Source organism: Haloarchaeobius baliensis, from assembly GCF_052060055.1.
Lineage (GTDB): Archaea > Halobacteriota > Halobacteria > Halobacteriales > Natrialbaceae > Haloarchaeobius > Haloarchaeobius baliensis.
The window spans coordinates 518,159-540,004 of record NZ_JBPPFR010000003.1 but is presented as its reverse complement, the minus strand read 5'-3'; the positions used below and the strand labels follow the sequence as shown (position 1 = coordinate 540,004).

General features: G+C 68.7%; 18 protein-coding genes. 7 read left to right on the top strand and 11 right to left on the bottom strand.

The features are described from left to right. Positions 1-21 precede the first annotated feature (21 nt). A complete protein-coding gene (locus tag ACSG06_RS19450) occupies positions 22-984 on the top strand; it encodes an NAD-dependent epimerase/dehydratase family protein (RefSeq protein ID WP_440991953.1) in 963 nt (320 codons plus the stop codon). 59 nt (positions 985-1,043) lie between these two features. Further along, complete coding sequence (locus ACSG06_RS19445; protein ID WP_440991952.1) at positions 1,044-2,171, top strand: Gfo/Idh/MocA family protein; 1,128 nt, start codon at positions 1,044-1,046, stop codon at positions 2,169-2,171. A gap of 33 nt (positions 2,172-2,204) precedes the next feature. Here the strand turns inward: ACSG06_RS19445 and ACSG06_RS19440 are convergent, their stop codons facing one another. Both ACSG06_RS19440 and ACSG06_RS19435 read right to left on the bottom strand, forming a co-directional pair. After that, positions 2,205-4,073 carry a glycosyltransferase gene (locus tag ACSG06_RS19440; RefSeq protein ID WP_440991951.1) on the bottom strand — a complete coding sequence of 623 codons (1,869 nt, stop codon included), beginning with the start codon at positions 4,071-4,073 and terminating at the stop codon, positions 2,205-2,207. Positions 4,074-4,373: 300 nt separating this feature from the next. Next, on the bottom strand, positions 4,374-5,339 hold the full coding sequence (locus tag ACSG06_RS19435) for a nucleotidyltransferase family protein (RefSeq protein WP_440991950.1): 966 nt from the start codon (positions 5,337-5,339) through the stop codon (positions 4,374-4,376). A 164-nt stretch (positions 5,340-5,503) separates the two neighbouring features. Between ACSG06_RS19435 and ACSG06_RS19430 the strand changes: the two genes are divergently transcribed. Beyond that, complete coding sequence (locus ACSG06_RS19430) at positions 5,504-6,406, top strand: hypothetical protein (protein ID WP_440991949.1); 903 nt, start codon at positions 5,504-5,506, stop codon at positions 6,404-6,406. A 21-nt stretch (positions 6,407-6,427) separates the two neighbouring features. Here the strand turns inward: ACSG06_RS19430 and ACSG06_RS19425 are convergent, their stop codons facing one another. Continuing rightward, positions 6,428-8,116 (bottom strand): GMC family oxidoreductase, encoded by a 1,689-nt coding sequence (locus ACSG06_RS19425; protein ID WP_440991948.1) that lies wholly within the window; start codon positions 8,114-8,116, stop codon positions 6,428-6,430. Between the two features lies 1 nt (position 8,117). Further along, complete coding sequence (locus tag ACSG06_RS19420; RefSeq protein WP_440991947.1) at positions 8,118-8,618, bottom strand: gluconate 2-dehydrogenase subunit 3 family protein; 501 nt, start codon at positions 8,616-8,618, stop codon at positions 8,118-8,120. A 189-nt stretch (positions 8,619-8,807) separates the two neighbouring features. Between ACSG06_RS19420 and ACSG06_RS19415 the strand changes: the two genes are divergently transcribed. After that, a complete protein-coding gene (locus ACSG06_RS19415) occupies positions 8,808-9,983 on the top strand; it encodes a glycosyltransferase family 4 protein (RefSeq protein ID WP_440991946.1) in 1,176 nt (391 codons plus the stop codon). 37 nt (positions 9,984-10,020) lie between these two features. On the opposite strand, the gene ACSG06_RS19410 is transcribed toward ACSG06_RS19415, so the two are convergent. Together ACSG06_RS19410 and ACSG06_RS19405 are read right to left on the bottom strand one after the other, a co-directional pair. After that, entirely contained in the window at positions 10,021-11,589 is a 1,569-nt protein-coding gene (locus tag ACSG06_RS19410) for a flippase (RefSeq protein ID WP_440991945.1), read from the bottom strand. Between the two features lie 7 nt (positions 11,590-11,596). Next, complete coding sequence (locus ACSG06_RS19405) at positions 11,597-12,358, bottom strand: 3-deoxy-manno-octulosonate cytidylyltransferase (protein WP_440991944.1); 762 nt, start codon at positions 12,356-12,358, stop codon at positions 11,597-11,599. 130 nt (positions 12,359-12,488) lie between these two features. Between ACSG06_RS19405 and ACSG06_RS19400 the strand changes: the two genes are divergently transcribed. Then, positions 12,489-13,451: a phosphoglycerate dehydrogenase gene (locus tag ACSG06_RS19400; RefSeq protein ID WP_440991943.1), complete on the top strand. Its 963-nt coding sequence runs from the start codon at positions 12,489-12,491 to the stop codon at positions 13,449-13,451. A gap of 298 nt (positions 13,452-13,749) precedes the next feature. On the opposite strand, the gene ACSG06_RS19395 is transcribed toward ACSG06_RS19400, so the two are convergent. The 3 genes from ACSG06_RS19395 to ACSG06_RS19385 all read right to left on the bottom strand — a co-directional run bounded on the left by ACSG06_RS19395 (position 13,750) and on the right by ACSG06_RS19385 (position 17,792). After that, positions 13,750-15,258, bottom strand: coding sequence for a right-handed parallel beta-helix repeat-containing protein (locus ACSG06_RS19395; protein ID WP_440991942.1), 1,509 nt, complete (start codon positions 15,256-15,258; stop codon positions 13,750-13,752). A gap of 36 nt (positions 15,259-15,294) precedes the next feature. After that, positions 15,295-16,620, bottom strand: coding sequence for a hypothetical protein (locus ACSG06_RS19390; protein ID WP_440991941.1), 1,326 nt, complete (start codon positions 16,618-16,620; stop codon positions 15,295-15,297). A gap of 368 nt (positions 16,621-16,988) precedes the next feature. After that, the gene (locus ACSG06_RS19385) at positions 16,989-17,792 is read right to left on the bottom strand and encodes a DUF4097 family beta strand repeat-containing protein (RefSeq protein WP_440991940.1); all 804 of its coding nucleotides are present in this window, start codon (positions 17,790-17,792) and stop codon (positions 16,989-16,991) included. A 224-nt stretch (positions 17,793-18,016) separates the two neighbouring features. On the opposite strand from ACSG06_RS19385, the gene ACSG06_RS19380 reads away from it, so the two are divergent. Next, positions 18,017-18,388 (top strand): winged helix-turn-helix transcriptional regulator, encoded by a 372-nt coding sequence (locus ACSG06_RS19380; protein ID WP_440991939.1) that lies wholly within the window; start codon positions 18,017-18,019, stop codon positions 18,386-18,388. A 70-nt stretch (positions 18,389-18,458) separates the two neighbouring features. Here the strand turns inward: ACSG06_RS19380 and ACSG06_RS19375 are convergent, their stop codons facing one another. Next, on the bottom strand, positions 18,459-19,889 hold the full coding sequence (locus ACSG06_RS19375) for an FAD-dependent oxidoreductase (RefSeq protein WP_440991938.1): 1,431 nt from the start codon (positions 19,887-19,889) through the stop codon (positions 18,459-18,461). Positions 19,890-20,051: 162 nt separating this feature from the next. Between ACSG06_RS19375 and ACSG06_RS19370 the strand changes: the two genes are divergently transcribed. Then, positions 20,052-20,738 (top strand): haloacid dehalogenase type II, encoded by a 687-nt coding sequence (locus ACSG06_RS19370; protein WP_440991937.1) that lies wholly within the window; start codon positions 20,052-20,054, stop codon positions 20,736-20,738. 75 nt (positions 20,739-20,813) lie between these two features. On the opposite strand, the gene ACSG06_RS19365 is transcribed toward ACSG06_RS19370, so the two are convergent. After that, the gene (locus ACSG06_RS19365; RefSeq protein WP_440991936.1) at positions 20,814-21,725 is read right to left on the bottom strand and encodes a universal stress protein; all 912 of its coding nucleotides are present in this window, start codon (positions 21,723-21,725) and stop codon (positions 20,814-20,816) included. Between the last annotated feature and the right edge of the window lie 121 nt (positions 21,726-21,846).

Genomic DNA, 21,846 nt, shown 5'->3' with positions numbered 1-21,846 from the left:
CCCCGCGACCAGTCGGAACGGATGACAACAGAGACGGTGCTCGTCACCGGTGGGGCCGGGTTCATCGGCTCCGCGATGGCGGAGCGACTGCTCGACACCGGCCGGGAGGTCGTCGTGGTCGACAACCTCTCGACCGGCGGACGGGAGAACGTACCGGCGGGTGCGACGTTCGTCGCGGGGAACACCGCGGACCCCGCGACGTACGAGGCGGTCGAGAGCGTCTCCGACGTCGACGCCGTGTTCCACCTCGCCGGGCAGTCCTCCGGAGAGGCGTCCTTCGACGACCCCGTCGCGGATCTGGAGAGCCACGTCATCGGGACGTTCGAGCTGCTGCGATGGTGCCGCGAGCGGGACATCGACCGCCTCCTGTACGCGAGCTCGATGAGCGTCTACGGCGACCCGCGGTACCTGCCGGTGGACGAGTCCCACCCGTCGGACCCGAAGACGTTCTACGCCGCGGGCAAGCGCGGCGCCGAGGCGTACGTCCGGCTGTTCGACAACCTCGGGATGGAGACGACCGTCTTCAGGCTGTTCAGCGTCTACGGGCCCGGCCAGAACATGGCGAACATGAAACAGGGCATGGTGAGCATCTTCCTCTCGTTCTGCCTGGACGACGGCCCCATCGTCGTGAAGGGGCCGCTCGACCGCTTCCGGGACTTCGTCTACGTCGACGACGTCGTCGACGCGTGGGTCCGGGCCCTCGACGAACCGGCCACCGACGGCGAGACGTACAACCTCGGGCGCGGCGAGCGGGTGACCGTCGACGAACTCCTCGAGACGATGGGCGAGGTGTACGACGGCGACCCCGGCCCCGTGGAGGTGACAGACGGGACGCCCGGCGACCAGTTCGGCATCGTCGCCGACGCGACGAGGCTCCGGCGCGACCTCGACTGGGAACCCTCGGTCGGGCTTCGGGAGGGGCTGACGCGGATGCTCCGGTCGGCGACCGGCGAGCCGGACCGGCACGGTCCCGTGGACTCCTGAGCCGTCGCCCGGCCGGTAACGCCGCTATTACGAAACGGCAGAACCCGGTGTGGTTCCCCATGAGGGAACTCCAGACCGCCGTCGTCGGCTGTGGCATCGCCGGGAGCCAGATCCACGTCCCCGTGGTCGAGGCGCATCCGGACCTCGAACTCGTCGCCGTCTGCGACGCAGACGAGTCGCGGCTCCGGTCGGTGGACGTGGACGCCGACGTGTCGCGCTACACTGACCTCGACGAGCTGCTCGCCGCCGAGTCGCTCGACTCGGTCCACGTCTGCACGCCACCCCACACGCACGTCGCCGTCGCCGAACCCGTCCTCGAGGCGGGCATCCCGGTGCTCGTCGAGAAACCCGCAGCCGACTCCGTCGAGGCGGTCGACGAGCTCGCCCGCATCAGCGAGGAGACCGGGACGACCGCCTCTGTCGTGCACAACAAGCTGTTCACGCCGTTCGTGACGAAGGCCCGGAGGAAGGTGGACCGCGGCGAGATCGGCGACCCCGTCTCCGTGACGATGCTGTTCGGTGAGCCACGTGACCTGAGCCTCAGCGACCGCGGCGACTGGGTGTTCGGCCTGCCCGGCGGCGAGATCGGCGAGGGCATCGCCCACCAGGCGTACCTCCCGCTCGCGTTCGTCGACGGTCTGGGCGAGGTCTCGTGCGTGACGACCCAGAACTACGGCGGCTACGACGACGTTTCCTTCGACGGCGTGGCGCTGGAGGCCCTCGACGGGAGCGGCGACCGGCTCGTCACCATCAAGGTGCTCACCGGCTCGACCTCGAAGGACCAGCTGCTCGTCCACGGGCGGAACGCCGAGCTCACCATCGACTTCATCCGCGGCGGTCTGTTCACCGACCGCGTCGCGAACGAGGACAACTCGGTGGGCGTCCTCGACTTCCTGCGGTCGAACGCCGGGCTCGGACTCGGCGCCACCCGGAACGTCGTCGGGAAGGTCGGGGAGCGTCTCGCCGAGCTGTACGACGCCAGGGTGAACGACGAGCCGCCGATTCCGAACCGGAGCCACTACGAGCAGATCGACGCCCACCAGCGCGCGCTCCGGGAGGGCCGGGCGCCACCCGTCACCCTCGACGAGGCACGGGACACCGTCCGCATCCTCGAGGCGCTCGGGGAGGCGGCCAGCGCGGAACAGGCACCGACGGTCGGCGACGGTGGGACCGACCGGCACGATTGATTCCTGACCGGTCACGCCACGGCATCTGGACCGTCAGCGGCCGTTGACGGCGAGGACGGTCCGGAGCTCGCGGTCCGCCACCGTCCAGGCGCGTTCGTACTCCTCGAACGGGAGCACCTGGCCGGTCAGCCCGTCGGCCCGCAGCCCGGTGAGCCGGTCGAGCGCCGCATCGTACTGTGACGGCGACGGGTCGACGACCGTCGCCACCGTCACGTCGCGGTCGAGTGCGGCACCGCCGTCCGCGGTCAGCGACTCGTCGGGATAGGGTGCACCGAGCAGGACGACCCGTGGCGCGGCGGAGCCGACCGCCGCGTCAAGCGAGGCGGTCGACCCGTCGGTCTCCAGCACGAGGTCGAACGCGGTGAGCTGGTCGGCCGCCGCATCCTCGGCGTGGACCGACGAAGGGAGAGCCTCGCGGAGGGTCGAGCGGCCCTCGAACACGGTCACGTCACTTCCCTCGCTCGCGAGCAGACGGGCGGAGAGGTTGCCGAGCAGCCCGCCGCCGAGCACGGCGACACTGGACTGCCCGTTCTGCAGCCCACCGACCCGTTCCAGGCCGTCGAGGACCGTCGCGAGCGGCCGGGCCAGCGTCGCGGTCTGGTGAGCCAGCGACGACGGCACGGCGTGGACGTGATCGGACGGGACCACGAGGTAGTGGCTGTAGCTGCCGTCGACGTCGAGACCGAGGCGCTGGCGGTCCGGACAGCGGCCACGGTCCCCGTTCGTGCAGTGCTCGCAGGTCTCGCAGTGGAGCGTGGCCTCGCCGACGACCACCTCGCCCTCAGCGACGCGCTCGACGTTCGCCCCGGCATCGACGACGCGACCGACGTACTCCCTGCCGGGTGTGACGGGGTAGGTGTCGGGCTCGACCGGTGGGGAGCGACCGTGGTAGAGCGCGAGGTCGTCGTCGCTGACGCCGACGTGGGTGACCGCGAGCAGGACGTCGTTCGGCTTGACCGCCGGGAGCGGCTCGCGCTCGACCGACGCGACGCCGGGTTCGGAGACGACGACGTGCTCGTTCGCGCCACCGTAGAAGAACTCGTACCGGTTCTCCTGCAGCTCGGGCTCCGCGCGCAGGCCGGTCGCCGCCCCCCGGCGCTGGTGGTAGCGGAAGCCGAGGACGTTCCGGAGCGTCTCGCCGTCGAGTTCGCCGCGGCGGGCCGCCGCAAGCACGTCGCCGACGATGTCCACGGGGAGTCTCGCGTACTCGTGGACCGCGTCGCCGGGCGAGCGCACGCCGATCTCGCGGGCCGCGATGGCCTCGCGCTCGAAGCGCGTGAACACCTGCTCCCAGCTCTCGTCGTGGATGTGGTAGATGCAGGCCGCCGGCTCGTAGACGACGACGTAGCCGCGGTCCATGAAGTGCTTCGCCCACTCGATGTCCTCCAGCCCGGTGAGGTACTCGTCGAACTGGTGTTGCTCCCAGAGCGACCGTTCGATGGCGGAGCTGGCGTTGTTCGCGAAGTAGTCCGGCGGCGTCTGGACCGTCCGCTCGTCGGGGAACAGCTCCTCGAAGTGGCGCTCCTCCGGGAGCTTCGTCGACTCGACCCCGCGCTGTTTCGAGTACGTCATCGCCACGTCGTCGTCGCGGAGGTTCTCGACCATCGGCCCGAGCCAGTGCTCGTCGGTCGGGATGGCGTGTGCGGAGAGGAACGCGAGGAACCGGCCCTCGGCCGCGTCACAGCCCACGTTCAACGAGTAGCCGAAGGTGAAGTCACGCGGGTCGATCTCGACCACGGTGTCCACACGCGGGGCAGCCACGTCGAGGGTGCCGTCGGTCGAGCCGGAGTCGACGAGCACGACCTCGAAGTCGCTGTAGGCCTGGGCCTCGACCGCGTCGAGCACTCGTTCGATGGTGTCGGCCTCGTTGAACGACCGGATGACGACGCTCGTCTCGGTCATGGCTGGTCTCGACCGCAGCTCCTACTCACCGGGGAGCGACCAGCCAGGGGACGGCGACCCCGTCTCGGTACGTGCCACGCGGGGCTTCGCGACCGGCGAACGGTACGGAACACACCGACGCGTTCGCCGAGCCCGCTGTTTGTTATTCCACCCGTATCTGTCTCCACGACCGGAAACCAGTCAGTAACCGGTGGGGTCGGAAGTCGACGGGGCGGGAACCTGTGGGCCAGAAGCAGTCGACGGGGCGGGAGCCTGCGGGCCAGAATCAGTCGGCGCGGGAGCATACTCTCCGCCCAGCTGTCACGCACCGGGTAGCTCGGTGTACTGACCGACAAGCGAGCCCTGCAGGTCGATGTCGGTTATCCGGGCGTGTTCGTCGACCAGCGACCGGTCGAGGGAGGCGTTCCGTACCTCCGCCTGTGGGAAGACGACGGTCGATCGCAGCTCGCTGTCGACGACGGTGGCACCGGGGAGCACGTGGACGTTGGGGCCCAGCTCGGAGTCGACCACCTTTGCGTCGGGTGCGACCGCCACGTCGCCGTCGAGCGTCCACTCGACCGCGTCGAGGTAGCTCTCCGGGGTGCCGACGTCGAACCACTGCTCGTCGAAGACGTAGGCGTGGACCGGCCGCCGGTCGTGGAGCCACTGGACGAACCAGCCGGGTTCGTCGGGGTCCTCGCCGGCCTCGATGTACCGGTCGAGGAGCCCGACGACGGGTCGGGGGAACACGTAGCAGGCGATGGAGACGAGCGTGCTCCGTGGGTCCGCCGGTTTCTCCTGGAAGTCCACGACGCGAGTCCCGTCCGTCTCGACGAGGCCGTACGCGCTCGCCGCCTCCCGCGAGCCGACGTCGTAGGCCGCGAGCGTCGTCGTTCCCACCTGCTCGAAGAAGTCGAGGAACGACTCGAGGTCGAACCCGACCACGTTGTCCCCCGCGACCACGAGCAGGTCGTCGTCCACGGACTCCCGGTCGACGAGCTGTGCGAGCGCGCCGACGACCCCCAGCTTCTCGTCCTCGCCGGTCGTCTCCTCCACGGAGAGCACCGGTTTCGTGTAGTCGCTCCGATCGAGGAACCGCTCGAACTCCGCCTCGAAGCGTGCGTTCGTACTGACGTACACGGTGTCGACGCGCTCCTCCGCCTCCAGTGCCGAGAGCGCCCGGTCCATCACCGTCCCATTGCCGAGCGGGAGCAACATCTTCGGTCGGGTGCGGGTCAGTGGCCAGAGCCGGGTGGCGTAGCCCCCGGCGAGGAGCACTGCGTCCATGGAGGGTCCCCTGGGCCGAGGGGGATTGTTATGGACCCCGTGCAACGAGGACGGTTCCGCCGGCGTCAGGTACGTGCCGATTTCGTGGTCGCGGTGCCAGTAACCAGCAGGTAGTTATCCTGCAGGAGCCCCGTACAACAGCCATGGCCCGGGGGTCGTGGCGAGTGGCGCCCACCGGTGGTCCAGCCACAGCCGTCGTGCTCGCCGTCGGTTACGCACTCGTCTCGCTCGTCGTCGACCCGCTGGTGACGACGAGCGGCCCGCATCACGTCATCCTCAGACCATCCGCCGGCCTTCCCGTGCTCTTCGGGATCGCCGCCGGTCCCGTCGGAGTGGTCGGCGTCGTCGGCGGTGCGGTCGTCGAGGCGTTGTTCGTGGGTGGTGGCCTGGCCTACTCGTTCTCGATGGTGGTCGGTTTGGGAGCCGCGGCGGCTGTCGCGTGGCGCTGCTGGGTCCCCGGCGACGACAGGGACGTCCCGAGAGGTCGCCGGCGGGTCGTGCTGTCCTTCCTCGTCTGCACTGTCGCCGCCGCGAGCGTCGGGAACGCGTTGTTCGGCGGGCTCGCCGCGACCGTCGAGGGGTACCCCTTCGCGCCGCTGGCGGTCGAGGGAGCTGTTGGCACCGTCGTCTCGACGGTCGGTCTCGCCGCTGGCTACGTCCTCCTCGACCGTCTCGAAGTCCTCCCGGAGTCGGTGGGACCGGGAACTGACTGGATTCCGAACACCTCGGTCGAACGTGGGCTGCTCCTGGCGATCGTCGGCATCGGCTGGCTGGGGGTCGCGACCGCCACCGACACGGTCGTGAACGACCTGGCGCTCCTCCCGCCGGCGGTCGTCGAGCAGTACGTCCCACACGGCATCGTGGGCGTCGTCGAGTTCGCGGCGCACACCCTGTGGGTCGGTCAGGTACTCCAGTTCTGTATCGCGGCGGTGTCGCTCGTCGCCGTGGTCGGACTGCTACCGACCGCAGCCGTGTCTGCGGGCGAGGACGACGAACGTCCCGTGAAGTCTGTAGCCGACGATGGCCACACGGGCCGGACCGTGACCGCCGGCGACGGGAGCGAGTAGGACGGGTCGGCCGGCGACAGCTCACCCCAGCGACGCGTGCAGGTCGTCGGCCGCGCGAAGCGAGAGCGCGACGATGGTGAGCGTCGGATTGATCGCCGTATCCGTCGGGAAGACGCTCGCCCCGACGATGGAGAGGTTGTCGAGGTCGTGGGCCCGGAGCCGGGCGTCGACGACGCTGGTCGCCGGGTCCTCCCCCATCCGGGCGGTGCCCGACTGGTGCGGGGACCAGCCGCGCGCGGTGCCGATCTCCTCCGCGCCGGTCGCCGCCAGTATCTCCCGAATCCGGTCCTCGGCGAACGAGAGCGTCTCCTCGGCGAACTGCCCGGTGTGGATGGACACGTCCGGGATGGGGTTGCCGTGGTCGTCGGTCCGCGTCGGATGGAGGGTGACCCGGTTCTCCGGGTCGGGGAGCATCTCGACGGTGGCCGTCACACCGAGGTGCGTTCCGTACACCGACCGCATCTCTTCGAGAAGTTCGTCGCCCCAGGACGTCGTCCCGATGGGCTCCGACAGCAGGTCCTGCCAGACACCGATCCGGTCGGGGGCGGCGGTCAGGTCGAGGAAGTCGTCGAGGATCGACGACTTCGCCGTCGCCAGCGTCCCGAGGGCCGGTTCGGCGTTGTTGAGGAACTCGATCTGGATGCTCCCGGGACGTCCGTCCTCGCTCTCGTAGAACTGGTGAGTCATCGTCGTCGAGAAGCCGATCCTGTTCTGTCCGGTCTGCTGGTCCAGTCGGCCGAAGCCCGTCACGTAGGGGTGGGACATGAAGTTCCGACCGACCTGCCCGCTGGAGTTCGCGAGCCCGTCGGGGTACGTCTCCGAGTCGGAGAGCAGGAGCAGCCGAGCCGTCTCGACCGCGCCGCAGGCGACGACGAAGTGGTCTGCCGGCTGACGGAACCGTTCGCCGGACGGCGTCTCGTACACCGCGTGTGTGACCCGGTCGCCCGAGGCGTCGTGTTCGAGGCGCTGGACCGGGGCGCGGTCGAGCACCCGGACGCCCTTCTCGACCGCCCGGTCGACGTGGATGGTCGCGTCGTACTTCGACCCGGACGGACAGACTGGCTTGCAGGTACCGTAGCCGAGGCAGACGGACCGGCCCTCGTACGGCTCCGTGACCTGGGCGCGTGGGATGGTGTGGACCGCGATACCGAGGTCCTCACAGGCCTCGGCCAGGATGCGGTCCGAGTAACTCGGCGGGAACGGCGCGACCGGGAAGTCGTTCTCGCGGGGCGGCGAGAACGGCGAGTCGTCCGTTCCGGCCACGCCGATCTCCCGCTCGGCGGCCGCGTAGTACGGCCGCAGCTCCTCGTACGAGAACGGCCAGTCGGAGGCGTACCCGTACCGGGACTCCCGCTCGAAGTCGACCTCGTGGAAGCGCGGAACGGTACCTCCCCAGTGGAGCGAGGTCCCCCCGACTCCCTTCACCCTGGCGAGGTTCAGGCGGTACGGCATGTTCGAGTCGATCCGGTAGCGGTCGCGGTCGCCACCCATGTCCCAGACCGCCGCCTTCGGCTTCGACCCCCGTATCGAGGTCTCCATGCGGTCGAGGCGCTCGCTCGAGTCGAACCGCGGCCCGGCCTCCAGCACGACGACCTCGTGTCCGCGGCCGGCCAGCGAGTCGGCGAGGATGGCACCCGCCGGGCCGGACCCGACGACGCAGACGTCGGGGTCCCTGGACGGGGTCCGTGGTGGCTGTCCTGTCCCCGACATCTCACGGCTCCTGCTGGTACGACTCCAGCCCGCCCGGATGCCCCGTCGGGTTCTCGTTGCCCACGAGGCGGCCCCCCGTCGGCGACGTGTACAGGACGAACAGGAGCTCGTCGACGAGGTACCGGATCCGCTCGGGGACCGACCCGTGTCGTTCGGCGCTCGCCGCGTCCACGCCGAGGTCGCGCAGCACGTCCTCTCGCCGACCGACCCCGATGTCGGTGAACTCTCGGCTGTAGAGACGCATCGCGTGCTCGTCGAGCGTGTCGAACGCGTCCATCACGTAGGCGTACTCGGAGCGTTCGGACTCCAGTCGGCCCGCGAGATACGTCCGGACGAACTCGCCGTCGAGGTCGACGGCCGACGGGTAGACGGTCCCCGCGAGCGCGGCCACCGATTCGGCGAACGGGTCGTCGTCGAGCTGTTCGACCAGTCGCCCCGAGACACCGGCACCCACGCCCGTGAGCCCGAGCACGACGACCGCGTCTCGACGGGTCAGTTCCATCCTCGGTCCCTCCCTGTACGCCCCGGACGCTGCCGGTCGGTCGATACGCGAATCACAGGCGGTTCACGGACTCGTGGCTCTTGAGTAGGCGGCGACTTTGCTGCCCGAACGCGGGTAACGGCAGCTTTCCGTCGAAAGTCGGCCCATTCCTATGTACCAGCGCGCCGTCGGGAGGGCAGAACCAACCAGATGTCGGACATCGCAATCTTCCACGACCGCCTCGACCTGTTCGGCGGTGGTGAGGCGGTCTGTACCGCCACCATCGAGGCGCTCCAGGACGAACACGAGCTGACCGTGTTCACGCGGGCGCTACCCCCGGTCGCGGAGCTCGACGAGTTCTACGGCACGACCATCGATCGGTCGACGGTGCGCTTCAGGACCGGGCGAGGTCGCTCGTCCCAGCGAACGCTCGCCCGTCTCGGCGAGGCCACCGACCGGCGGCTGGGGATCGCGCTGCAGTCGCTCCGTCGGGCGGCGTTCGTCCGGTGGGTCCAGCGGGAGACGCGGGACGCCGACCTCGTCGTCTCGACGGCCGGCGAGTTCCCGTTCGAGCCCCCGACCGTGGTCTACTACCACAAGCACGACCTGCCGGCGACGGATACGCTGGACCGTGGTCGACGGTGGCTGTCGGCGCTCCTGACGTCGGGCGCCGGCACCGCTCGGCCGGACGGCGCGATCCTCGCGAACTCGGACTGGACGGCCGACCGTGTCGCCCGGGACTACGGCACGCGCCCGACCGTCTGCTACCCGCCCGTGGACACGACGGACCTGCCCGCTGGGCGGCCGTGGCCCGAGCGCGAATCCGGGTTCGTCACGGTCGGCCGCATCGCCCCCGAGAAGAACGTCCTCCGGAACGTGGAGATCGTCGAGCGGCTGTCCGAGCGTGGTCACGACGTCCACCTGCACATCGTCGGCCCCGCCCACGACAGACGCTACACGGAGCAGGTCGAGCGACGGGCGTCGGACCTCGAGTTCGTCACGTACGAGGGGAAGGTCGACCGTGACCGGTTGCTGTCGCTGCTCGGGAGTCATCGGTACGGCCTCCACGGCCGTGAGCCCGAGCACTTCGGCATCGCGGTCGCCGAGCAGGTCGCGAGCGGCATGCTCCCCTTCGTTCCCGACAGCGGCGGCCAGCGGGAGGTCGTCGGCGAACTGCCGGCACTGCTCTACAGCTCCGCCGAGGAGGCGGTCGACTCCATCTCCACGGTGCTCGACTCCGGCGCCGAACAGGACCGGCTCCGCGAGCAGCTCCCGGACGTGGAGTCGGCGTTCGGCCGCGAACGGTTCCGTCGGACCATCCGGTCCGTCGTCGACTCGGTGCTGGCGGCGGAGCGCCCTGCGGCGACACCCACAGCGGGCAGCTGAGTTGACCCGGACGGGTTCAGACGGCGACCGCGGTCCGTCATCGGTCGACGAACGGTGCGACGACCCGCTTCACGGGCGTCAGATCGACCCCGAGCTCGCGTTCAGCCCGCATCAGGAGCTCCACGTCCGGTCGGTCGAGCCCGAGCACGACGACGACCACGGGATAGCACAGTCCGAACCCGGTCAGGAGCAGCAGACTCCCCGACAGACCGGGGTCGAGCAGGGCGAACTTGACGACGGCGAACAGCGCGACGAGCGCCAGCGAGGCGACGCCGAAGCGGGCGATGGTCCGGTCGACCGGGACGATGCCGGTCTCCTGGTAGAGTCTCGCGGTGTAGATGCCGTTCAGGAGGAGGTAGGCGACGGTCGTCGCGATGGCGGCGCCGACGACGGTGTACCGGGGGATGAGCAGCCAGTTGAGGGCGAGGTTCACCGTCGCCGCGATGGCCGTCGCGTACATCACCACCCTGGTCGAGCCGATGGCTTCGAGCGTCCGGCCGTTCACGCCGGCGACGGTGTCGACGAAGAAGCCGGCGACGAGGATGGTGAGCGCAAGCGCCCCAGAGACGTACTCCGGCCCGTAGGTCCAGCGGATCGCCAGCTCCGGGAACACGCCGAACACGACGAGCAGGGGGACGCTGACGACGAACAGCCACTTCGAGACGAGCCGGTAGATGGTGCCGATCTCCTGCCTGGCGTCGTCGGCGTGGAGCCCGGAGACCAGCGGCAGGTAGAGGAAGTCGGTCGCCTTGTGCCCGATGGTGATGAGCATCGCGAGGGGGTAGACCGTGTTGTAGACGCCCGTCGCGGCGACGGTCGCCAGCGCACCGAGCAGGAACGTGTCGGCCTGTACGAGCACCATCGTCATCGTGCTCCGGAGCATCAGCGGCGAGGAGTACGACAGCATCTCGCGGTGCATCGGTCGCCACTCCCCCGGCGAGAACGCGTCGGTGTAGCGATGGATGTAGTAGATGCCGAGACAGGCCGGGAGGACCACGGCGAGGGTGTAGGCCCAGGCCACGCCGACCGCTCGTGCACCGAGCAGCAGGGCGCAGGCGAAGAACGCGAGCCGGAAGAACGGCATCGCCACGTTCTGGACGAGGATCTTCGGCCGGGTCAGCTCGCGTCCCTGCACGGCTCCGACGGCCATCTTCACGACCACGGCGAAGGGGATGGCGAGGGCGGTAATGCGGAACACCGGCACCAGCGTCGGGTCGTCGAAGACGAGCGTCGCCATCGGCCCAGCGAGCAGGAAGACGAGGGCCCCGGCGAGTATCGAGACCGGCACGGCGATCTGGAGGGCAGAGACCACGACACCGCGTCGGTACGCCCCGTCGTCGGAGCGCGGGTAGAACCGACCGATGCCCTTGTTCAGCCCGACCGTCGCGATCATCGAGGCGACGGTGACCGTGGTGATGCCGATGACGACGACGCCGAACGCGACCTGCCCGAGCACCCGCGCGATGAGCACCTTCCCGAGGAAGCGGAACACCAGCTCGACGGCCAGTGCGACGAACAGGATGCCGCTCCCCCGGGCGAAGCCGTAGAGCAGCGAGCCGAGGTCGGGACCGTCGTCCGCCGTCTCTGACGATTCAGCCGTGTCCATGCGACGGTCAGGCTTCGCGCGGGGCGTACTCCGCGAACAGGTCGTCGCCCGCCATCATCTCGTTCACCCGTTCGTGGTCGGCTGGTGTGTCGACCGCGTGGGTCTCCACGTCCGTCTCGACGACGTGGACGTCGAAGCCGTGCTCCAGCAGCCGGAGCATGTCGATGGACTCGGCCCGTTCGAGCGGCGTCTCCGGGAGCTCCACGAACGTCTGGAGTAACTCCGTACGGAACGGCATCGCACACACCTGCTCGTAGACACGCGCCTCCTCGAAGCCCACGTCGTGGAGGTTCGGGATGGGTTCGCGCGAGAAGTACAGCGCCCGGTCGTTCCCGTCGAGCACGACCTTCACCGTGTTCTCGTCCGCGAACACCGCCGGGTCGTGGATGCGGCTCGCGAGGTTGACACAGCCGATGTCCGGGTCCTCCAGCATCGGTGCCACGGCGGTGTCGACCATCTCGGGACGGATGAGCGGCTCGTCGCCCTGCATGACGACGACCACGTCCGCGTCGAGCCCTTCGGCCGCCTCGGCGACGCGCGAGGTGCAGCGGGTGTGCTCGCCCGTCATGATGACCGGCGCGCCGAACTCCGCTGCCGCCTCCCTGATCTCCTCGTTCGGGGTCGCGACGTACGTCGCGTCGAGGCTGTCGCTCATGCAGGTCCGACGGTAGACGTGTTCGATCATCGGGAGGCCGTGGATGTCACAGAGCGGCTTCCCGGGATACCGTGTCGAGCCCATCCGTGCAGGAATGACGGCGACGGTACGCATGCGCCGTTGGTGCCGAGACACGGGCTTTGTTATATCCGGCGTACCCGGATAGGAGCCGATTACCGCCGTACAGCAGCCTAGAACCCTCTCGAAGCTATTTCATCGTTCTCGAACTACCGGTGTGTACCCCATGTCCCAGCACCTGGCCCTCATCTCCTGTCCGCTCATCCAGGACACCATCCACGAGTTCGACGAGACGCTCGCTTCGCACGGCATCGCGTACGACGTGCCGGACGTCGACCAGCAGCTCTCGGAAGCAGACCTGCTCGCCTGCATCGACGAGTACGACGCCATCCTCGCCGGCGACGACGAGCTCACCGGCCGGGTGCTCCGCGCGGCCGACCGGCTGCAGGTCATCGCGAAGTGGGGCGTCGGCACCGACAACATCGACCGGGAGACGGCGGCGGACCAGGGGATCGCCGTCTTCAACACGCCCGGCACGCTCTCGGACGAGGTCGCCGACGTGGTGCTCGGGTACACCACCATGCTCACCCGTCGCCTCCACGACGTCGACGACGCGGTCAGGGCTGGCGACTGGTACTGCCCCCGAGGGAGGTCGCTCCGCGACGCGACGCTCGGCATCGTCGGCGTCGGAAACATCGGCTCCGCGGTCGCCCGGCGTGCAGCAGCACACCGGATGGACCTGCTCGGGTACGACGTGGTGCCACTCGACGACGAACTCATCGCCGACACCGGTATCACTCGCGTCGGGCGTGCGGAGCTGTTCGAGCGGGCGGACGTCGTCAGCATCAACTGTCCGTTGACCGCGGAGACGGAGCAGATGGTGGACCGCGCGGCGCTCCGGCGGCTCGGTCCGGACGGTTACCTCGTCAACACCTCCCGGGGGGAGATCGTGGACCAGGACGCACTCGTCGAAGCAGTCCGCGACGGCACCATCGCCGGTGCCGCGCTGGACGTGTTCGAGCGGGAGCCGCTCCCATCGGACGACCCCCTGACCGAACTCGACGACGTGCTCCTGGGCTCGCACAACGCGCAGAACACGCACGATGCGGTCCACCGGACGAACGAGCGCTGTATCGAGAACCTCGTGAACGGACTCGCCGAGACGACGACACCGGCGTCGCACGACTGACTCGTCGCCGACCGATCGTCTTGAACTGGCGTCATCGACGTGGACTGGCCGTTTCGACGACAGCAACGACGTCGGACACCGGCGTCCCGTTCACCCGACTCCGGGGTCACCGCAGACGGACCGCATGGTGACGACGTGCACAGGGAGTGACACACGCCGCCACGGTCCGAAGACTACCAACGAGCTGCGCCGCGCGTGGTCGAGAGAATCGTGACCACGGGCGACGCAGCGTCCCGTCGGCAGTCCTCGGACGGGGGACCGTCCGTGTTTCGGGCGGTCGCGGTTCGACCGGACCGTCTCAGACGTTGCCCTGGGCCGAATCCGCCGACACCGACCCGCTGGCCCGGTTGTTCATCGCGGCGGTGTCGCCACCGGAGAGGGCGATGTCGCCCTCGACGTCGTTCCCGGTCGCGAGCGTGCCGTTCACCTCGGCGACGATGTCGTTGTCGCAGTAGTTGTTCTGGATGTGGAGCTGGTTCGTCGTCTCCGGCGCCCCGAGATTGATAGCCGCGACGTCCTGTGCGCCGCCCCGGATGATGTTCCCGCTGACCTTCCCCTCGGTGTGGAGCAGCGGCGAGTTGTAGGTGCAGACGGCGTGCTGGGCGTCCGTGTTGGTGTTCTGGCCGTAGTTCACGATGGTGTTGTTCGTGAACTGGCAGCTGAAGCCGTAGGCCCCCTCGTACGCCGGTCCGCCGAGGTTCCGGAAGTTGTTCCCGACGACCTGGTTGTACAGCACCTCGCGGTCGGGGTTCTCGGAGTCCGCGGTGTAGTGCTGGACGTAGATGCCGTACTCGTTGATGTCGGTGAACGTGTTGCCGACGAACGTGTTCGAGTAGGCGTCGCGAACGCTCTCGACGCCCCAGTTGACGTCGTGGGCAACACAGCCCGTCAGCGTGGAGTTGTTGACCGTGTTGAAGTTGAACGCCGGCGAGGCGCCGTCGCCGCCACCGCCTTTCACGACGCAGTTCTCGACGATGCACTCGCTGGACTGCTCGACGCTGGTGCCGTGCAGGAAGTCGTCGGTCGAGTCGGGCCAGGTCCGGCAGTCGTTGATGACGCAGTTCGCGATGACGACGCCCTGGCACTCGACGGCGGCGTTGATGCTCACCTTGCCGCACTCCTCGATGACGCAGTCGCGGAACGCGCCGTCGTGGACGTGCCGGAAGCCGATGCCACCGTTCGCGCACTGGGTGACGTGGACGTTCTCGATGTAGTTGCGTTCGTTGTAGACGCCGTCGTCGTTGCCGTAGCCCCAGTGGATGGCGCCGTCGGCGACGCCGTTACCGGCGACGGAGAGGTCGCCGAGGACCATGTCGGAGTCGGCCGCCTGCCTGTCACCGATGAGGGAGTCGTCGCCACCTTCGTACACGATGTGGGTCACGCCGGGGCCCTCGCCGCGAAGGGTAACGCCACCTTTCATCGTTATCTGGTCGTCGACGCCGAGCGGGCCGTACTCGCCCGCCGCGAGGAGGACGGTGCCGCCGCCGGACTCGTGGGCGGCGTCGATTGCACCCTGCAGGTCCCCCCACGAGGTCACCTTGTTGTAGTAGGCCGAGCCAGGAGCGTCGCCGGTGTCGCTGTCGGCGATGGAGCCGATCCGGGTCCACGAGCTGCCGTCGCCGCGGTACACTGCACCGGTGTCCTCTGCGACGAAGTGCGCCCCGTCCTTCGGTGCGTAGTCGCCGCGGTTGTCCGCTGCGTCCCAGACGGTGACATCTGTGTCGATCTGTTCGAAGTTCTCGTTGAGCGGTACGTGCCAGTCCATCGTCCCCTGCGAGGGGGTGTTGTAGCCGTGGTAGTCGGTCATCGTTGGTATCGGTGTGTGTCTGTGGTCGTTCGTCTGTCAGTTCGTCGCGCCACCGTAGCCACCCATCCCGAAGCCGAGCTGGGCGAGTCCGCCGTCGTCGCCGGAGCCGCCGCTCGTGGTAGTGGTCGCGGTGGCCGCGGTGGTCGTTGCAGTGGTGGTGCCTCCAGCAGTGGTCGTCCCAGCGGTCGTCGTCGGCTGAGCCGTCGTCGGGGTGGCGGTGGTCGTCGTCGTGCCGGAGCCTCCGTCGTCGAGGCGGTCGACGCTCGCCGAGACCACCACCGTGAGCGACTCGGCGCTCGTGTTCGAGAGGCGGACGAGATGGCCGCCAGCAGCCGTCGTCACCGCCTCGACGGTCAGTTCCCCACTCTCGGTGCTGCGGTGGTCGAGCAGTCCGCCTGCCGGCTCGTACAGCGAGAGGGCGAAGCTACCGTCCGTTGCAGTCGTGTCCGCGGAGACGCTGGCGAGCACGTCCGCGTCGAAGTCGACCCGGTACCAGCCGGTGCTCCGTGCCGGAACCGTCTCGGTGACCGGGTCACCGGTCTGGATCGGCGTCACCTCGAAGGAGTCCTCGCCCTCGCTGGGGTCGGTCTCGCCCGGGGTCAGCGGTCTCGGGTTGGACGTCTCGACGGCGACCTCGCACTCGATCTCGGTCTGCCCGAGGTTCGAGAGCCGGCAGTACTGCGCCCCGGTCTTGTCGGCCCGCGCACGGAGCGTCGTCGACGAACCGTCCACGAACTCGTGTGCCAGGAGCGAGCCGTCCGGGCCGTACAGGGTCACCGCGAAGGCCTCGCTCCCGGCCGTTCGGCGTGCGGCTGCCACGAGGGACGCCGGCGCCGTGACGCCCAGGGCGACCCAGGCGGTCCCGCCACGACCGAGCCGGCGCGTGACTGCCTCGCCGTTCTCGACGGTCGGTACCTCGGGCACTCCCGTCGCGTCGCCGTTCCCCGAGCCGCCGGTACCGGCGCCGCCGTTCGATCCGCCGGCACCGTTCCCTCCGGTGTCGTCGGGGTCGTCACCGTCTCCGGACCCGGAGTTTCCGTCGGTCGTCGTGGTCCCGGGCGTCTCCGTCTCCGGTTCGGTCGTCCCGTCCCCTCCCGGCCCGGTGGTCGTCGTCGGGGCCGGTCTGGTGGTCGTGGTGGATGGTTGCTCCGTGGTCGGAACCCCACCGTACCCGTGGGTCGTCTCGGGCGGCGAGGACGTCGGGCCTGTCGAATCACCTGTCTCGCTGCAGCCCGCGACGAGCCCCGCGCTCGCCGCGGCCACGGCCGTGAGGAACGACCGCCGGCGGAGCCGGGACTCCGGCCCCTGAGTCCCGGGTACGAGGTCGCTACCTGTCGAATCGTCGGGCGGTTCTTCGGACATCGAGCCAGTAATTTGGGATTTACCCCTTAAGCGTAGTTACCACTCTAGACCGGGAACTCACGACTGTCCGCGCGGTTGTGTCTCGTTCACCACCAGATGGCGAGCGACACCGATGGATACAGACCAGATGCAGTGGTCGGGGGGCGTTCGGGTCGAATGAACTGGTTACCGTGGTAAGAGCGTTCTACCCCCAGGATTTCGCAGGTATGCGTCGCCTATTGTGGTGTCGTCTCGAACCGGTGGCTTCTGGGGCGCGCCCGTCGCTCGGGGTGGGACGCGACGGCTGGCTCGCCACGGCCGTCCGTGAAGCGCGACCCCCTCGTAGAACAGTCTGGAGCGACGCTGCGGCGTGTCAGTCCGACCCACGCTCAGAGCTCCCGAACCCGGGCCTCACCGAGGTCGGTCCGGACACGGAGTCGGTGGCCGCCGGCGTTCAGCCGGCCGGTGATGTGGTCGTCCTCTCGGATCTCTTCCTCGAGGCGCAGCTCGCTCGAGACCGACGACCCGCGGAGGTCGAGATCCAGGTCGAGGTCGCCGAGGAGACTCACCTCCACCTCGCCGATGTCCGCGGTCACGTCCACGTCCCGACGCAGCTGGCGGACCTCGACGGTCACGTCGCCGATGTCGGTGCTCGCGTGGTCGAGCCCGGTGATGTCGAACGCCTCGATGTCCCCGGTCTCGGTGGAGAGGTCGAGGAATCCGTCGACGCGACGGGCCTCGATGGCACCCACTCCGACGTGGACGATGCTGTCGCCGACGGTATCTCGCAGGCTCACCCGACCGACGTCGACGTCGACGGACTCGACGAGGATGTCCCGTGGGACCCTGATATCGAACGTGATGCTACCCCGGTCTTCGAACACTGACGCGGACCCGCTGTACCCGCCCGTCAGTTCCCACAGTTCATCGGACTGTGCAGCCGTGACGGTGAGCCGGTCGAAGTCGCTCTCGTCGCCGCGGAGCCGTTTCTCCGCACGGTACTCGATGTGGTCGATGTCGGCGCCGGTGATGCTGACGTCGCCGACCGCGTTGCTCACACGGATCCGCTCGATACCCGCCGCAGGGACCGACTCCAGCGTCGACTCGCTGCTCCGCATCTCGAAGGTCGTGCAGCCGGCGACGCCCGTCGCGAGGACCAGCGCGCCTGCTCCGAGGAAGCTTCGTCTGTTCATACGAGAGATACGTCGCTCTAGGTCAAATACTAGATAGTAAGCGTCGAGATAACGTGCGGCACGTCGGTCCGGGACACGGCAGTCACCTGCTCGCCTGGAACCGATCACCGTGCAGAGCCCGTCACACTCGTGCAGAGCCCGTCACACTGTTCCGAACCGGGTTTCGCTTCGAAACCTGCTTTCTCCTGCTCACTATTAAGCTCCGCCGCCGAGATTGGACACGTATGACCGACCAGTCAGCGGAGGAAACCTTCGAGGAACTCGAGGTCTGGTGTGCCGGCGAGGACTGGTGTCCGGTTACCACGACGGCGTCGCTCATCGGCCGGAAGTGGCACCCGGTCATCGTCCATCGACTGCTCGAACACGGGCCGAGCGGGTTCAACGAGCTGAAGACCGACGTGGACGGCATCTCCTCGAAGGTACTCTCGGACAGTCTCGAGAACCTGGAGGAGAAGGGGCTGGTGGACCGCGAGATAATCAGCGAGAAACCGTTCCGCGTGCAGTACTCCCTGACGGAACACGGTTCCTCCCTCGAGCCGGTCATCGTGGCGATGCGGGACTGGGGGCTCGAACATCTGACAGAGCCCTCGGAGTGAGTCCCCGGAACGCGACTCGTTCCGCGCTCGTCCGCCCTCAACGCGCGGGGTGTGCCAGTCGGTGAGTGACCTAGTCCTCGAGCGTCCCGTTCAGGACCTTCGCTGCGACGAGCACCGGGTCCCAGACCGGGCTGAACGGCGGCGCGTAGGCGAGGTCCGTCCGCTCCAGCTCGGCGACCGTCATGCCGTTCTCGAGTGCCGTCGCGACGGTGTCGATGCGTATCGCCGCCCGGTCGGTCCCGACGATGCTCCCACCGAGCAGTTTACCGGTCCCGCGGTCCGCCGTCAGCGTGACCGTCGTCTCCGCCGCACCGGGATAGTAACCGGAGCGAGAGCCCGCGGTGACGGTCTCCGAGACCGGGTCGAACCCCGCCTCACGGACCCGCTCGTGGTCCACCAGCCCCGTGCGCCCGCACTCGACGTCGAACGCCTTGACGACCGCCGTCCCGGCGATGCCTCCGACCGGGGTCGGGTCGCCCGCGACGGTCTGGCCCACCGCCCGTCCCGCCCGGTTCGCCGTCAGTCCGAGCGGCACCCATGCCGGGCTGCCCGTGACCGTGTGCAGCATCTGTGCACAGTCACCGGCTGCGTACACCCCATCGACGCTGGTCTCGCCGTACCGGTCCGTCGCGATGGCGCCGGACTCGCCGAGTTCCACCGGCGTGTTGGCGACCAGCCCACTGTTCGGACGGACGCCGATACCGACGACGACCAGCTCGGCATCGACAGTCCCTCCGGTCGATGAGACGCCTGCCACGCGGCCCTCGTCGTCTGACTCGATGCGATCCACCTCCTCACCGAGGTGGAGGGAGACACCCTCGTCGCGGAGTGCCTCGGCGACCGTCTCGCCGACAGCCTCCCCGAACGGTTCCAGGAGTCTGTCGGGTCGCTGGAACAGATGGACGTCCAGCTCGTGGGCGGCGAACGCCTCGGCCATCTCCACGCCGACGTAGCCACCGCCGACGATGGCGACCGTCTCCGGTGGCTCTCTTTCGAGGTAGCTCTCCACCAGCTCCGTGTCGACGTAGGGAACGTCCGGTTCGGCGAACCCGGGGTCCGCCGGGTCTGTCAGGAACGCCCGCACCGCCGCCGTACTGTCCATGCTGTGGATGGTGAACGCACCATCGAGCCGGGACCCCTCGATGGGTTCCGAGACGGCGCGTGCGCCGGTGGCGACGAGCAGGTCTCCGTACGGTTGCTCGAACCGACCGTCGGGTCCCTCGACGGTGACGGCCTTCGCCTCGGTGTCCACGGCGACGACCTCGTGCTCCCGTCGCAGGTCGATGCCGCGCTCGGCTGCCTCCTCCGGCGTCAACGAGAGCATATCCAGCAGCGACTCGACCTCGCCCTTCACGTAGTACGGCATCCCACAGGCGGCGTAGGATACCCACCGCCCCTTCTCGAAGACGATGACGTCCCGGTCCGGGTTCTCTCGCCTGTGTTTGCTGGCCGCACTCAGTCCAGCTGCGTCCCCTCCGACGATGACGAACGGGTCCGACATACGGCTACCCTCGGACGCTTCGCTTGTAACTGTTCGAGTGTCCGCCGGGTAACCGACCCCTCCTGCCACCCTCCTATCTCCTGCCACCCACCTTCTCCTGCCTGGTCCGGCGCCTGCACGACCCCCCGAGAACTATGCGGTCCCGGCCCGAGACTGTCCAGTATGTCGCTCGATCCATCACGCGTCACCACGGTCACGTTCGACTCCTACGGCACCCTCGTCGACGTGACCGCGGCGACGAACGCGCTCGCGGACCGCGTTCCGGAGCCCGAGCCAGTCTCACGACTGTGGCGCTCGCGCTCGCTCGAGTACACCTTCGTCGCCAACCAGATCGACGGCTACGTGCCCTTCTACGACATCCTGCGGGATGCCCTCCAGTACGCGCTCGCCGCGAACGACGTGCAGCTGCCGGCGGAGGAACGGGAGGAGATCCTCGCGGTCTACCACGAGCTCGACGTCTTCGAGGACGTCCGCGACGGTATCGAGCGACTCCACGATGCCGGAATCCCCACCTACGTCGTCTCGAACGGCGATCCCGAGATGCTCCGGTCGATGGTAGCGCACGCGGATATCGGCGACCTCGTCGTCGACTGCATCAGTGCCGACGAGGTCGAGACGTTCAAACCAGACCCCACGTTGTACCGGCACGCCGCTGCGCGAACGGGAACACCCATCGGGGACGTGCTTCACGTCACCGCTGGCTGGTTCGACGTCTTCGGGGCCGTCCACGCGGGAATGCAGGCCGCGTGGGTCGACCGTCACGGCGTCCCGTGGGAGCCGTTCGGACCGTCGCCGGACCTGGAGACCGAGTCACTGGCGGCCGTCGCGGATGCACTCACCGGCGGCTGACGTCGTTCGCCATCGAGAGTTTAACCAACAACGACGTCTGTTGGTTAAGACTGTAGTATCCGCGCTCCGCCCCCCTCACTCCACTCCGTCGGGACCGGTGTTCACCGCCACGACCGGCACGTCCGCGTGACGGATGAGCCGCTCTGTGGTGCTCCCGAGGAGGAACCGGTCGATTCCGGACCGGCCCGCGGTCCCCATCGTCACGAGGTCGACGTCGTGCTCCGCCACGTAGTCCAGCAGTTTCCACGCCGGCGAGCCGTGTCGGACCGCCGTCGTGGCCTCGAGTCCGTCCGCTCTGGCTCGTTCCGCGACGGCTACGGCCGCGGACTCCCCGGCGGATTCCAGATCCTCGAGCACGTTCGTCGGCATGGTGAACTCCGGACTCCCACCGAGGCCGACGACGTCGACGACGTTCACGACGTGCACCCGGGCGTCGCACTGCCTGGCAATCCGGAGTCCGTGTTCGACCGCACCACCGGCCTCCTCACTCCCGTCGGTCGGGATCAGTATCTCGTCGTAGGAACCCTCGACCCGGCTCCGTTCGACGGCGCGGACCGTCAGGACCGGCGCGGTCGCGTGGCGGACGACCGATTCGGTCACGCTCCCCGTGACGTATCTGTGGACCCCGGTCCGGCCGTGGGTCCCCATCGCGAGGAGGTCGATCCCGTGGTCGTCGGCGTACCCGAGGATCGACTCGGCGGGTGTGCCACTGAGCACTGCCCGCTCTACCTCGAGCGAATCGTCCAGCACCCCGATCACGGTATCGATTGCGGCCTCTGCATCGGTCGCGGCCTCTGGGTGGGTATCCGGACGCCCGCGTGCGTCCTGATCATCGTCGCAGTTCTGCGTGCCGGCATCTCCCGACGCGTCGGAGACCGAGACCACGTGCACCGTCGCGTCGAACAGGCCGGCCAGATAGCTCGCGTGTTCCGCGGCGCGGACGGCGTGGTCGCTGCCGTCTGACGGAACGAGGACCGTGTCGTACATCGTTCTCGTCCGGGGATTCCACGTGCACTACGTTAAAGACCGGTGCCGGTCCCCGACCTCCGAGAGCCGGCGGCAGGACGGTCCGTGAGGTGGCCGATGTCTACGGGGCTGGCACAGTCGC